Source organism: Carnobacterium sp., from assembly GCF_040274425.1.
The window spans coordinates 1-12,953 of sequence record NZ_JBEMBC010000077.1 but is presented as its reverse complement, the minus strand read 5'-3'; the positions used below and the strand labels follow the sequence as shown (position 1 = coordinate 12,953).

General features: G+C 32.4%; 14 protein-coding genes and 2 pseudogenes. 4 read left to right on the top strand and 12 right to left on the bottom strand.

Translation table 11 applies throughout. From position 1 onward, the window contains the following. Both ABS911_RS12185 and ABS911_RS12180 read left to right on the top strand, forming a co-directional pair. Nucleotides 1–209 (top strand): annotated as a pseudogene (locus ABS911_RS12185) (IS30 family transposase); the annotation flags it as partial. Then, a complete protein-coding gene (locus ABS911_RS12180) occupies nt 206–1,009 on the top strand; it encodes a hypothetical protein (protein WP_350467785.1) in 804 nt (267 codons plus the stop codon). The pseudogene ABS911_RS12185 and the gene ABS911_RS12180, both read left to right, overlap by 4 nt. A gap of 201 nt (nt 1,010–1,210) precedes the next feature. Here ABS911_RS12180 and ABS911_RS12175 read toward each other — a convergent pair whose 3' ends face one another. From ABS911_RS12175 to ABS911_RS12155, 5 genes are all read right to left on the bottom strand, one after another. Beyond that, nucleotides 1,211–1,762: a tyrosine-type recombinase/integrase gene (locus tag ABS911_RS12175; RefSeq protein WP_350467784.1), complete on the bottom strand. Its 552-nt coding sequence runs from the start codon at nt 1,760–1,762 to the stop codon at nt 1,211–1,213. 138 nt (nt 1,763–1,900) lie between these two features. Continuing rightward, nucleotides 1,901–2,413, bottom strand: coding sequence for a hypothetical protein (locus ABS911_RS12170; RefSeq protein ID WP_350467783.1), 513 nt, complete (start codon nt 2,411–2,413; stop codon nt 1,901–1,903). 123 nt (nt 2,414–2,536) lie between these two features. Continuing rightward, nucleotides 2,537–4,285 (bottom strand): DUF262 domain-containing protein, encoded by a 1,749-nt coding sequence (locus ABS911_RS12165; RefSeq protein ID WP_350467782.1) that lies wholly within the window; start codon nt 4,283–4,285, stop codon nt 2,537–2,539. A 291-nt stretch (nt 4,286–4,576) separates the two neighbouring features. Beyond that, nucleotides 4,577–5,194 (bottom strand): CadD family cadmium resistance transporter, encoded by a 618-nt coding sequence (locus ABS911_RS12160; protein ID WP_350467781.1) that lies wholly within the window; start codon nt 5,192–5,194, stop codon nt 4,577–4,579. A 16-nt stretch (nt 5,195–5,210) separates the two neighbouring features. Next, a complete protein-coding gene (locus tag ABS911_RS12155; RefSeq protein WP_002300950.1) occupies nt 5,211–5,573 on the bottom strand; it encodes an ArsR/SmtB family transcription factor in 363 nt (120 codons plus the stop codon). A 187-nt stretch (nt 5,574–5,760) separates the two neighbouring features. Between ABS911_RS12155 and ABS911_RS12150 the strand changes: the two genes are divergently transcribed. Continuing rightward, nucleotides 5,761–6,123, top strand: a complete 363-nt coding sequence (locus ABS911_RS12150) for a type II toxin-antitoxin system RelE/ParE family toxin (RefSeq protein WP_035020746.1) — start codon at nt 5,761–5,763, stop codon at nt 6,121–6,123. A gap of 5 nt (nt 6,124–6,128) precedes the next feature. Next, the gene (locus ABS911_RS12145) at nt 6,129–6,404 is read left to right on the top strand and encodes a helix-turn-helix transcriptional regulator (protein ID WP_051923348.1); all 276 of its coding nucleotides are present in this window, start codon (nt 6,129–6,131) and stop codon (nt 6,402–6,404) included. 187 nt (nt 6,405–6,591) lie between these two features. On the opposite strand, the gene ABS911_RS12140 is transcribed toward ABS911_RS12145, so the two are convergent. The 7 genes and pseudogenes from ABS911_RS12140 to ABS911_RS12110 form a co-directional block, all read right to left on the bottom strand. Continuing rightward, on the bottom strand, nt 6,592–8,259 hold the full coding sequence (locus tag ABS911_RS12140; RefSeq protein WP_187949137.1) for an FAD-dependent oxidoreductase: 1,668 nt from the start codon (nt 8,257–8,259) through the stop codon (nt 6,592–6,594). A 35-nt stretch (nt 8,260–8,294) separates the two neighbouring features. Then, nucleotides 8,295–9,374, bottom strand: a complete 1,080-nt coding sequence (gene arsB / locus ABS911_RS12135) for an ACR3 family arsenite efflux transporter (RefSeq protein ID WP_187949138.1) — start codon at nt 9,372–9,374, stop codon at nt 8,295–8,297. Between the two features lie 33 nt (nt 9,375–9,407). Beyond that, nucleotides 9,408–9,752 (bottom strand): ArsR/SmtB family transcription factor, encoded by a 345-nt coding sequence (locus ABS911_RS12130; protein ID WP_089977188.1) that lies wholly within the window; start codon nt 9,750–9,752, stop codon nt 9,408–9,410. Nucleotides 9,753–9,774: 22 nt separating this feature from the next. Beyond that, nucleotides 9,775–10,110: an arsenite efflux transporter metallochaperone ArsD gene (gene arsD / locus ABS911_RS12125; RefSeq protein ID WP_035020754.1), complete on the bottom strand. Its 336-nt coding sequence runs from the start codon at nt 10,108–10,110 to the stop codon at nt 9,775–9,777. A 30-nt stretch (nt 10,111–10,140) separates the two neighbouring features. Then, entirely contained in the window at nt 10,141–11,877 is a 1,737-nt protein-coding gene (gene arsA / locus ABS911_RS12120; protein ID WP_187949139.1) for an arsenical pump-driving ATPase, read from the bottom strand. A gap of 14 nt (nt 11,878–11,891) precedes the next feature. Continuing rightward, complete coding sequence (arsD, locus tag ABS911_RS12115) at nt 11,892–12,257, bottom strand: arsenite efflux transporter metallochaperone ArsD (RefSeq protein ID WP_035020757.1); 366 nt, start codon at nt 12,255–12,257, stop codon at nt 11,892–11,894. A 427-nt stretch (nt 12,258–12,684) separates the two neighbouring features. Further along, a pseudogene (locus tag ABS911_RS12110) lies at nt 12,685–12,953 on the bottom strand (heavy metal translocating P-type ATPase); the annotation flags it as partial.

The window sequence follows — 12,953 nt, the reverse complement described above, 5'->3', positions numbered from 1 at the left end:
CCCAGCGAGCTTTAAACGAGCATTCTAATGGACTGCTTCGAAAAGACGGTTTACCGAAAGAAATGGATTTTAACCAAGTTGATCAATCTTTTGTCTCTGCAGTCGCTTCAGTAAGAAATCAGATTCCAAGAAAATCTTTACAGTATCTGACACCGTTAGAAGTATTTTTAAATTACATTAATGAGTGGGAACTGTCTAACTTAATTTGACAAACGAAATAAAAAAAACTCTTACAGAAAACAGAAAAGAATTAATATCTAGCATACATAATTCCTCATGTAATAGTTTAAATAATGAACAAAAACTAATGTTAAGTAAAATGAACGATTTAATAAACGATCATGATATAAGTTTTGCGAATTTAGAAAAACTCATGAGTTTGCTTATTCGTAAAGATATATTAAATTTTAATTCCTACGAATACAATAGACCATTAATAAAATCATACTTGAGTAATAAAGAATTTATTTATATAGAACATGAAACAACTTTTTTTCAAATTTTAAAAGAAAAATACGATTACTTATCAGTATTTAAAAAAAATTGGATTAATATAGATTTTATTAAATATATTTTCAATAAAAATGCTGAAAGTGATCAAAGTTTAAACAATACTTTCAGGTTAATTCATAGAGCTATTAAAATTACTAATAACTCCTCATTACCTTATTTAGAAAAAAAAAATATGATAGGTATTATAAGATCTTTAATTCCAGATTATTTATTAAGATATATCTTTTATAATTGCACATATACTAAAAGAGGTAGCGGTTTAGCAATGCAGTTAGTTGGAACTAGTTTCTTTGGTACTAAAAGTGATTTTGAAGATAATAATAATTTTTCTCAGCATTTTAGATCTTCTACATTAATATTTAAAGAGTTAGATAGTGCAATTATGCAAAATATTTTTGATGATATTAAAATAAAACCTGGTAACTTTTCAGTTACAGATTTTGATTTAAAAATTATTGAGATAACTAATATATTGGACAAAAAAGGATTAATATGATATATTATTAATATCAAGTTAGATACCAAATGAGTTAACTCGCTTGCTACCTTGTGTGGGATCAGGTGATTCCCTAATTTCACCCTTACATAGCAATAAATAGTACATAATAAAAAAAAGCTCTTTGTATTTAATTAAATACAAAGAGCTTTTTTTTATTATGTACTTAAAACAAAGGAAGAAATATTATAATTTTAGTGATTAGAAACCTAGTCTAAAATTTAATAAAGTTTCACTAATCTCATCTTCATTGATTCCGATGTAGCGTTTCGTGATTTTTTCGCTGCTGTGACCGAATATTTCCATCAGTGTGGCCACGTCTCTGGTTTTCTTGTAATAGTGATAGCCGAACGTCTTACGCAGCGTGTGCGTGCCAATATCGTCTCTTCCTAACAGCTTAGCGACCTTTTGAAACATCTGATAGACCGTATTCACTTCCACATGGCCACCCTTGGTGCTAGGAAACAAATAATCCTCTGCTTCTAAATCTTTTGTATAGTCTTGGATCAAGTCCTGCAGACTACTCAAATACAAAATACGGGTTTTGCCTGTTTTTTTCTCGACGATTCGAGGATTTTTGGAGGAAATCAGGTCTTGTTTCTTCAATTTGACGATATCAGACATGCGCAAACCGCTATTAATGCCGATCAAAAACAGAAAAACATCCCGATCCGCATTTTTATTGCGCCTTAAACAGAATAAAAAGTCGTTTATTTCTTGTTGAGTTCGTAATGGTTGGACGTTGTACCTCATTTAAAAGGCCTCTCCTCTCACAAAAGTGATACATGATTTTGTTTATTATGCCATATAATCATGTATTGTAGAGAGAGATAAAAAAAGAACCCTATTGGAATAGGATTCCCGATACACGTTTTTATCCAATTTCATGTATTATATGTTATTTATTTTTGCTTCAAATGATTTACTTTCCCAGATACCTAAAGGCATATTGCTTCCATCTGGAAGTTGATTTAAACATTGCCCCTTCTTCTGATAGCAATCAATTTGTTTATATTCTGCTGATGCCAGTCTCTGCATGTCTTTACTATAATTGTCAAATTGACATGGAACTCTTTCTAATATTTTTATACTTATTTGTTCCTTTGCTATTATTGCGTCAAATAAATAATTTGGTATTGGTTTTTCTTGATACTTAATTTCTTTGGTTTCTTTAAATTTTATTGACATTGCTCTTAAAATTGCAAGATATCCGTCATTATCGAAAATTCTGCCATAAATAGATTGTGATCTACCAACATATATGCAAGTATTATTAATGAAAAAGCCATAAATTCCTCTTAAACCTTTTGTGTGATCTTTAATGTCAGCATCAATTTTAATCACTCCGAGACCTTCTTGTTTCGTTACCCATATAAAAGTTGGATTGGTATTAGCCTTACACATATAAATCACCTCCATATCTAATTAATATATAATGTTTTTAGTCCAAAGTTGAAAAAAGGATATCGATTAATTACGATTTTAGATACATGATTCTATCCAATTTCATGCATTGATTTTAACTTATTACTGATTAATTTTTTGATTTAATATCTCTACATAGTAAATTTGACTTAACTTCACCGCTCTTGTCAATATATCTTTATCTGAAAAATCTGGATACTCATTTAAAAAAATATCGACTTCAGGATATTTAGAATCTTTAAATAAAATTTCCTTCTCTTTAAAATTTTTATTTAATGCAATATTATTTATAGATTCTTCTAAAACGATTAGATTTCCTATATTTTGACTCTGATAATCTGTTTCATTTAGTATATGCTCTATTGAGCCTTCAGATTTATCAATTTCACTTTTAGAGTAATAGTTACTTAGTTTATTTAAAGTATATTTAGTAACCATATTGTTTGCACTATTTTTTTTCGAGAAATCCAAATGAATAAATCCACTTATGAACTCATCATTCTTTGGCATTAAAGGAGATAGTTTGTCTTTAAGATCTTTTTGTATTACATTTTTGCATTCTACTTTAGTTTTACAATTTCTCAATTTGATAGCAAATTTAGAATATGGCGCCTCCACTCTTGAAGCACGACCAGACGAAATAGCTGTGAATGCATAATGGAAATTTTCTAAATAGAGTATAGCATCTTTTAATGTAGCATGATCTAATATTTCTCTTTCCTTAGCATCTAGCAATGCCAATAAAGCAATTCTCACTTGGATTACGTTAAATGTTTTATTTAATGCTTTCAAACTTTGTACTAACCATCTGTACTCTTTTCTATTTGAATAATCACTTAACGTAGGATTAATAATTTGCATATATAGTTTTGAATTTTTTTCTAATTCTTTTAAAAAAGATTCATAACTATCCTTATTACTTGGTTTTATTTTTATTCTAAAAGAATCATACAAATTATTATCAGTTACTTTTTGATATTTAGATATCCAATAATGTCTATAAAAAGTAGAAAATCCTACACTTTCTGATCCAGATTTCAAGTTATTTTTAATTTGATTCCAGTATATTTCTGCTGTATCTGCAGGTTCTGTTTTATCGAGCACTTCAAAAATCTTATTTTTAATAAGATCAATACTTGCAAGTCTTTTTCCTTTAGCGTTTAGTATTTCAAAGACCATGTTGGCTTGCGTTTTACTGTTAGTTGAAATTGAAATAAATACTGAATTTAATATTTGATCTCTTAATTTTTTCAAGATATCTACATAATCAAATCCTTCAACGTCAGTTTTATCCATCTTTTTCATTAAGTTTGCCTTTATATTTTTTTCGTTTAAAGATTCATATAGAAAGTCATATGTGTTTTTTATATTTTCTTCCTCATCTGTAGCCGGATCTTGAGCATATGTCTTTTCTTCATCTTGAATATAATATGCAAAAAAAGGATAATGCGTTTCACTTTTAAGTACTCTAATTTCCTCATTATTATCATCAGTAGTCATTATGTACTTAAACACTGCATTACTAAGGTCATTTTCACCTATTTCTTTAAATTTTCTCGAGATAACTGAAAACAAAATTGTAATAGTGGTTAATCTTTGTTGTCCATCTACAACTAAAATTTCTTGTTCATTACCTTCAATATAGTTGCCTACAAATAACATAGTACCTAAAAAATAAGGCGAATTAATTAGTTCTCCTTCTTTAACAAGTAGTCCTCCAAGCATATCATCTAAAAATTCTTGATAATTTTTTTTGTCCCACGAATATTCTCGTTGAAACCTAGGTATAACAAATTGTTTTTGTGAAATAAGCAAGCTTTTTATAGTAGTGTCATATGGCTTAAAATCCATAGTTATTTCCTCCTTTAGAACTAATGTTATATTATTACTATACTTCTATTTAAAAAGTTAATACAGATAAACTTTATTTTTTGTAGTTGTTTAAATAAGGTGTAGTTACAAAAAAACTAACTCTGATTAGCGAAAAAATACCCATAACCTTGATAGGTTATGGATACACGATTTTATGTAATTTCATGTATCGAATTATATTACTTAGATAATGCGCCAATCTGTTAGTACAAAAAAAAGACAACGAGTTTTAATCGCTGTCTTTTTTTGTACTAACAATCAAACTATTTATTAATTAAATAAACTCAATACAGTTTGAATCGTACCATTTTCGATCAATATATAAATTCCTAAACCAATAAACACGATAGGAACAATGATTCGTTCATATTTTTCTAACGTTTCGGAAACAAAGGAAATTTTGGCTAATTTATAACTGACACAGCAAAGAACCGCAACAGAGATAGCAAATACGATTAAAGTAATAACAATTTCGGAAACAGCTAGCGAAGTAAAGTAGGGAATATAAATCCCTAAATTATCGCCACCTGACGCAATGGTTATTAAGGCGACAGTCCAAAATAACCGACTGGTTCCTCTAGATTCTAACTTTTCAACGACTTCCTCTTCTTCTTCCTCCTCTTCGCCTATCACAGCGACACGGATACCTAAATAAATTGGAATTAATCCAAGAAATCCAATGATCCAATCTTGCGGAATAAAATTTAGCACATAAGCAGCAAACAAACTTACGGCTACCAAAATGCCTGTTCCAAGATATTGACCCCAAAAAATGTGACGAATACCTTTTTGTGTGTGACTTTTAGAAAAGATAATTAGCAAGATAAACAAATAATCAATGCTGGTAGAAATATAAACAGCGATAGCTGAAAAAATACTTTGTAACAAAATAACTTCCTCCAAACTAAGATTTCATAGATAGATTTTCTGATAACTTTAAAAAAACATGAATAGCGGAAAGGATGTCTTCATTCGCTAAAGAGTAATAAACTACTTTTCCATCTTGACGTGATTTTGCCATTCCATGTTTTTTTAAAAAACGTAAATGGTGTGACGTTGTAGCGACACTAGCATTAAGTATTTCTGCTAAATCACAGACACACATTTCCTTATAGGTTTCTAAAGCATAAAAAATTTTAATTCTAGAAGAATCGCTGAAACATTTCCCTAACACAAGTAAGTTTGAAAAATCTTTTTGATCCAATTTTTTTTTTATTACATTTACTTTTTCTTTATGTACGATAGTCACTTGGCAAACTTTTTCCATTCATCTCACCTCACATTCAAACGGTCGTTTGAATGTAGTATATCTATTTGATCACTCGTTTGTCAATCTACCTTAATTTCAATACACTATTATAAGCAATTTCATGTATTGAAAAGCAATTATAAAACTTGATAATATATCATTTTTGATATATTATAGAGGTATACAGAGAGTGATAGGAGTTTCTATGAAAAAATATGAAATAGAGTTCTATGAAGATAAGAAAGGCCAAAGTCAAATAGTGAATTGGATCAAAGAACTGGATAGTAACCCGACTAAAGAAAATAAATCCACCTTAAAAAAGCTCTATTATCAAATGGAACGTCTGGAATATGACGGCACTTTTATAGGTGAGCCTCTTGTTAAACAGATTGAGGGTAAAATTTGGGAATTACGCCCAGTTCCTAATCGCGTATTTTTTGCAACCTTAGAAGATAATGAATTAATTTTATTACACCAGTTTAGAAAAAAATCCCAAAAGACACCCAAAAGAGAAATTGAACAAGCTAAACGTGAATTAGCTGATTGGTTAGAACGCAAGAAAGGATGATTAGTATGAAATGGACAGATGTAAAGAAAGACATTAGCAGCATTTCTCAAGAAGATAAAAATCTGATTGAGTTGACTGCTTTATTAGCCAGTCTCCGTAGAGAAAAGAATATGACTCAAAAAGAATTAGCTGAAAAAGTACATGTTTCTCAGGCTCAAATAGCTCGTGTAGAAAACTTTTCTTATGCTCCTTCTCTAAAGACCATTACAAAAATTGCAGACGGTTTAAACTTAGAGCTGACATTTATAGACAAAACGACTAAAAAACTGGTAAAAAATTAAATTATACGATGAAGCTCTTTCGCTCTAAAATTAAAATAAGCTCTCTCAATACTCAAATAGGTAGCACCCCCCAAAAGTTAGAGTGAAATCTAAACTTTTGGGGGGCGCTACCGTATTGGCTTCATTTATTTAAATCGTAAAAAAAAGATCAGACAGCAACTTTTGGCTGTCTGATTCTTTTTTTTATTTATTTTGATTTCGATTTTAACATTTTAAGATAACTTTGATAATTTTTATTCCCACCAGATAAATTATAAACTTTTTCAAATCCATAATTTAATAATAAATTTTGAGATGCATTACCAGTTACACCTTTATTACAATAAGTGACCGTTGCTACATATTTGTCTAATTCTACATTTCTTTCTCTCAGTTCAGCCAAAGGAACATGAATTGCTCCTTTAACATGTGATTTGTCATAATCTTTTTTAGAACGTGTATCGATAATTTGTAATTTTTCACCACTATTTTGGCGACGTATTAATTCAGCTGGTGTTAACAATGGATTTCGTTTTAATGCATTATCCAATGCCATTCCCGTATAAAGAATGGGGTCTTTCGTTGTCGCAAATGGTGGTGCATAGGCTAAATCTAAATGGAATAAATCTTCCGATTTTGCTTTAAACGTAATAGCTGTTGCGATTACGTCAATTCGTTTGTCTACGCCACCTTGACCGATAGCTTGTGCACCTAAGATGCGACCGGTTTCTTTATCTGCTAATGCTTTGATAGTCAATTCTTTCCCACCTAAATACTCGGCGTGGTCTGGCTTGATATTATATAAGATTTCAACATCATAACCTTCTTTTTTCGCTTCTTTTTCTGTTAATCCTGTTTGACCGACATGTAGATCAAAGATTCTGAATATTCCTGTTCCTAAGACACCTCTGTGCTCTAAATCGCCACCGGTAATGACATCTCCAGCGATTCGACCCATTTTATTAGCCGTTGAGCCTAACGGACGGTAGATTGGCTTACCTGTAATAACGGAGAAGCTTTCTGCCACATCCCCAACCGCATAAACATCTGGAAGATTAGTTTGCATTTTTTTGTTGACCGCAATTGCTCTTGAAGCTCCCAGTTCTACGCCCATTTCTTTAGCTAATTCTGTATTTGGACGTACACCTGCTGATAAAATAACGATATCTGGTTCAATTGTAATGCCGTTTGTCGTGATAACTCTCTCTACTGACGTTTCTCCTTCAATCGTTTTTACCGTGTCGCTAAGGATTAAATTAACACCTTTTGCACGCATATGCTCTTCTACACGGAAAGTCATATCTGCGTCCATAGGAGGCATGACTTGATCTTCTAATTGAACGATTGTTACTTCTAATCCTTTATGGATTAATTGTTCTGTCATTTCTAAACCAATAAATCCAGCACCAATAATCAATGCTTTTTTAGGTTGTTTAGCTGAATAGGCTCCAATATCTCGTGCGTCTTGAATATTTCGAACTTGGAACACATTATCATACTCTTTTTGATTAAATGGAGGTGGAGTGAATGGAGAAGCCCCTGTAGCAAAAACCAATACATCGTAATTTTCTAGTTTCTTTTCTCCAGAAACAAGATCCGTCACTTCTAACTGTTTGTTGGCATGATCAACTTTTGTCACTTTATGCTCGGTGAAAACTGAAACATTGTATCTCTTTTTGAACCATGCTGCATTTCTCGGGGTTAAGGCACTTAATTCTTCAACTTCGCCACCAATTTGATAAGGAATCCCGCAAACAGAATAAGAAATATCTTTTCCTTGATCGTAAACGATAATTTCAGCTTCTTCTGTGTTTCTTCTAGCTTTAGCTGCTACAGATGTACCAGCAGCGACAGATCCAATAACGACAATTTTCATTTTTTTCGCCTCTTTTCATTTAATTTAAACAATGCTTAATATTCATATCCGTCGAACCAATGTTTTGTTTTATTTGAAAACTTGACTAATAAAAGCATAACAGGAACCTCTACTAATACTCCCACAACGGTTGCTAAAGTTGCACCAGAATTTAATCCAAACAACGCAATTGAGACAGCTACAGCAAGTTCAAAAAAGTTACTTGTTCCGACCATGGCTGCGGGTGCTGCTATTGAGAATGGTAGTTTACACGCTTTAGCTCCACCATAACCAAGAATGAATATGACAATATTTTGAACAATTAGTGGAATAGCAATTAATAAAATATGGAATGGATTACTTAGAATTCGTTCACCTTGGAATGAAAAGATAATAACTAAAGTTAGTAGTAAACCAATTCGAGTTGTGCCATCAAATTTATTCACAAAATCTTTTTCAAAATAATCGTCACCTTTTTGCTTAACGACTTTTTTTCTGACAACAATTCCTAAAACTAAAGGAATAACAATAAAGACAAAAATGGAGAGTAAAAGTGTATTGATAGGGACAGATACGTTACCTATACCCAGTAAAAGTGCCACAATTGGAGCATATAAAAAGAGAACAATAATATCATTGATAGACACTTGCAATAAAGTGTATGCTGGATCACCTTTTGTTAGTTCACTCCAGACAAATACCATAGCCGTACAAGGAGCTGCCCCTAAAAGAATCGCACCAGCTATGTATTCATTGGCTAGTTCTGGACTTAAAAACGGTCTGAATACTACCAAAAAGAAAAAGGCAGAAATTCCATACATGGTAAATGGTTTAATTAACCAGTTTACTACGGTAGTTAAGATTAATCCTTTGGGTTTTTTTGTTGCATTTACAATACTGCTAAAATCAATTTTTAACATCATTGGGAAAATCATTAACCAAATTAAAATAGCTGTTGGAATTGATACATTATAATACTCAAATTGACTTAAAAAATCAGGAATTACAGGAACAAATTGCCCTATTAATACACCTACAATCATTGATAAAGCAACCCATAAACTTAAATAACGTTCCCAAAGTCCAATTCCATTTTCTTTATTTGATACTTTTTCTTTTAAAGCTGATTCTTTCATGATTTTCCTCCAATAATAATCGTATTTAATTTTTTAACGAGAAACAAAAGAAGATAAACTTTTTGCTTCTTTTTGAATGCCTTCAGTCTCACAAATACATTCAGATGAATGTGTTAATAAATGAATGGATCCTTGAATGTATTGCTGGGCTACTTGCTCGTTAATTGAGTAATGTTGCCAAGTCCCTCTTTTTTCGGCTGTAACTAAGCCAGCTTCTACTAATATCTTAATATGGTGAGACAAAGTAGGTTGAGTAAAATCAAAATGTTCTAAAATATCACACGCACACATTTCTCCGCACGACAACATATCTAGTATTTTTACGCGTTTTGGCTCCGAAAGCGCTTTGGCAACCTTCGCATATTCTTCGTAAGTCATTTTTATTCTCCTTTCTACTTAATTACAGTGAGACTTCTGCTTCTTCCAAGCATAGATTCAGCCACTTAGATAGTTCTTTATTAGTTGGATAGTCGTTAATTTTAACAACTGTTTCATCATTCAATACCGTTATAGGCAAACAGTCAATCCCTTTTTCTTGGATTAACTGCGTTACCGTTTGATTTCGAACGAATGAGTCCGGATTGGCACTTAAATTATATCGAATGAATTGTTTCCCTTTTATCTTCCGTATTTGTTGAAAGAGACTTGTTATACGGATCAGATTCCCATCTACAGAAGGTCCACAAACGCCTGTGCTACAGCACATTGGAGGTTCATAAAGAGTTATTTTATCCACTTTTATTCTCTTCCCTTCAACTAATTGATTCTAAAATTGCGATATGGATTTCCCTTTCACTTCAGTAGAATGCCACTCGACTACCGCAAAATGATCATTGGATAGTTCTGCTACTTTATTGATCCAAGTAACCTCGCTTTGAGCACGAGCTCTTAATACGTCATTCGTTGTACCACTTGTTAGCATACTATTGTTTATGACCCACCAAGTATGAGCGATTTTGGCACGATCTAAATCTTCTTGTAGGCGCATAGATTCATAGACTGGCGTATTTTCAGGTAAAGTAACCATGACCACTTCTGTTTGTTCAGGGTCTTGTAAGACTGGCAACAGTCTACGAACGGACTCAGGAACTTCACCAGAAGTTCGTTCCACTTCTTTAGCATAACTTTGAGAGGAATCTAACAATAATAAAGTATGTCCAGTTGGGGCTGTATCAATGACGACTACATCACAATCAACTGTAGCAACAATCTCTGCAAATCGTCTGAAAACGGCAATTTCTTGAGTACAAGGCGAGCGTAAATCTTCTTCAACATAGTCCAATTCCTCAGAAGACATGGTCTTACGAGCTTTAGATAAAACTTCTTCTTTATAGTCCTGTAATTCTTTTTTTTCGTCAATATGACTCATTTTAATGTTTTCCGATTCAGTGATTACAAATTCCAAATGAGCGGCAGGGTCTGTTGTTGCTAAATGAACTTTTTTCCCTTTAGCTGCCAATCCTGTTGCTAGTGTAGCAGCAATCGTAGTTTTACCAACGCCACCTTTACCCATAGTGAAAACAACTTTTTTATTTGTGCGATCTAATTCATCTACAATGTGTTGTAACTTAGGGTAATCCATTACTTCTGGAGCTTCTACAACGGCATTTGTTTGATCTGATGTTAAGAGTAACCGCAAGTTTTCAACGCCTGTTACGTTATATGAGCGTAATGGAACAATAAATGTTGGAAATTGTTTCAAATTTTCAGGCATATTTTTTAACGTTAATTGTTGTTCATCATAAATCTTTTGAGAAATGTTATCTGTCGGTCTTTCTAATAAACCATTGATAATTAATTGTTGATTTAACACACCGATTTCTTTTAATTCTTCAGAAGCTCTATTCGCTTCTACCAGTGGTCCGTTTTGTGGACGTGTCACTAACATTAAGGTTGTTTTTGTACCTTCTGATAATGTGTTTACTGCGTGTTTATACATTTCTTGCTTATCTCCAAGTCCAGAGAGCTGACCCATACATGAAACACCAGTAGTGTTTTCATCCAAAAAGTTACTCCAAGCAGAAGGCAGTTGCAACATTCTTAATGTATGCCCCGTAGGGGCAGTATCAAAAATAATGTGATCATATTGAGCTTCAACTTCTGGATTCGTTAAAAATCCAGCAAATTCATTAAATGACGCAATTTCAACGGTACAAGAACCTAATAATTGTTCTTCCATGTTGTCTACAGCTGATTCAGGTAAAACTCCTCTATACGGACCAACAACACTTTCCATATAGTCACGTGCAGCAGTAATTGGATCAAAGTTCGCTACTGTTAATCCCTTAACTTCTGGAATTTCTAAGCCGTTGTTCGTTAATTCTTTCTCAAAAACATCTTGTAAATTACTCGCGGGATCCGTACTCACTAACATAACGTTCTTTCCACTATCCGCTAAAGAAACTGCGGTAGCACAAGCTGTAGATGTTTTTCCTACTCCGCCTTTACCAGTAAAGAAAAGATATTTTGTAAGGTTTAATTGTTCTGGTTGATAATTTTTCATTTTTTAAAATCCTCCTAACAACATCCTGAGTTTGATCCACAGCAGCCACCGTCATTTGATTCCACTGGGACAAATCTAACTCCTGTAAAAGCAGTTATTTCTTCGATTGAAGGGTATCCTCCAAATTTAACTATCTCACCATTTAATAGTGTTGCTGGCAACGCATCAGCGCCCTTTTCTTGCAATAATTTACTCATTTGTTCGTTTTCTACAAATGTTTGAGGATCACTAGATAAATTGTATCTTTTAGCTTGAAATCCCTCTAATGTATCTAAAGCGTTCATAACTGAAGTAATTTGTAATAAGTCTTCATTTACAGCTGGTCCACATACACCTGTGCTACAGCACATTGCTGGTTCAAATAATGCTAATTCTGTCATAATTTTTTTGCTCCTTTGTAGAGAATTTATTTTGACACTAATACATAGACAATCGTCTATATACAATATAGAACTTTATCTATCTATAGTCAATAAAAAATAATTTTGAGTAATTGTACTAGCTTAAATTCCTGCCGCCATCTCTAAGAGTACCTCTGATTAGCAAAAAAATAACCTCAAAATATCAAGGTTCTGAATACATATTTCTATGTAATTTCATGTGTTAAAACTTAATAGGAATTTAAATTTTATTATTAGATTTTTTAATCATTCACACGAAAATTAATTTTATAAAGAGCATACTCTATACTCTTATTTTTTTTTCAAGAACTCAAAAAAGCGGAAACTCCCAGAATTTTAAATCTGGGAGTTTCCGCTTTTGTCATTTCAAGGATGGACTATTGTCTCAGCCTCTTCTAATTTATTCTTAAGATATTTTTACTTTCTCTGCAGGTGCTGATACTTCTTTTTGTTCTTTTCGACCTTTCAACTGATACTTCATTAATCTCATGCCATTGAAAATTACCACCAAGATACTACCTTCATGAACCAACATTCCGATAGACATATTCATCCATTCGCTGAAGAAGACGCTGGTCAACAAGACCAACACTACGCCAATTGCAATCACGATATTTTGTTTCATATTATTTGCGGTGGCTTTTACTAATCCTAATGCGTGAGGCAAGTTGCTGA

Excerpts from the sequence above, each read along its gene's own strand:
- ABS911_RS12165 (WP_350467782.1), bottom strand. The coding sequence starts at position 4,285 with ATGGATTTTAAGCCATATGACACTACTATAAAAAGCTTGCTTATTTCA.
- ABS911_RS12150 (WP_035020746.1), top strand. The coding sequence starts at position 5,761 with ATGAAAAAATATGAAATAGAGTTCTATGAAGATAAGAAAGGCCAAAGT.
- ABS911_RS12140 (WP_187949137.1), bottom strand. The coding sequence starts at position 8,259 with ATGAAAATTGTCGTTATTGGATCTGTCGCTGCTGGTACATCTGTAGCA.
- ABS911_RS12130 (WP_089977188.1), bottom strand. The coding sequence starts at position 9,752 with ATGACTTACGAAGAATATGCGAAGGTTGCCAAAGCGCTTTCGGAGCCA.
- ABS911_RS12175 (WP_350467784.1), bottom strand. The coding sequence starts at position 1,762 with ATGAGGTACAACGTCCAACCATTACGAACTCAACAAGAAATAAACGAC.
- arsD (WP_035020757.1), bottom strand. The coding sequence starts at position 12,257 with ATGACAGAATTAGCATTATTTGAACCAGCAATGTGCTGTAGCACAGGT.
- arsB (WP_187949138.1), bottom strand. The coding sequence starts at position 9,374 with ATGAAAGAATCAGCTTTAAAAGAAAAAGTATCAAATAAAGAAAATGGA.
- arsA (WP_187949139.1), bottom strand. The coding sequence starts at position 11,877 with ATGAAAAATTATCAACCAGAACAATTAAACCTTACAAAATATCTTTTC.
- ABS911_RS12155 (WP_002300950.1), bottom strand. The coding sequence starts at position 5,573 with ATGGAAAAAGTTTGCCAAGTGACTATCGTACATAAAGAAAAAGTAAAT.
- ABS911_RS12170 (WP_350467783.1), bottom strand. The coding sequence starts at position 2,413 with ATGTGTAAGGCTAATACCAATCCAACTTTTATATGGGTAACGAAACAA.
- ABS911_RS12145 (WP_051923348.1), top strand. The coding sequence starts at position 6,129 with ATGAAATGGACAGATGTAAAGAAAGACATTAGCAGCATTTCTCAAGAA.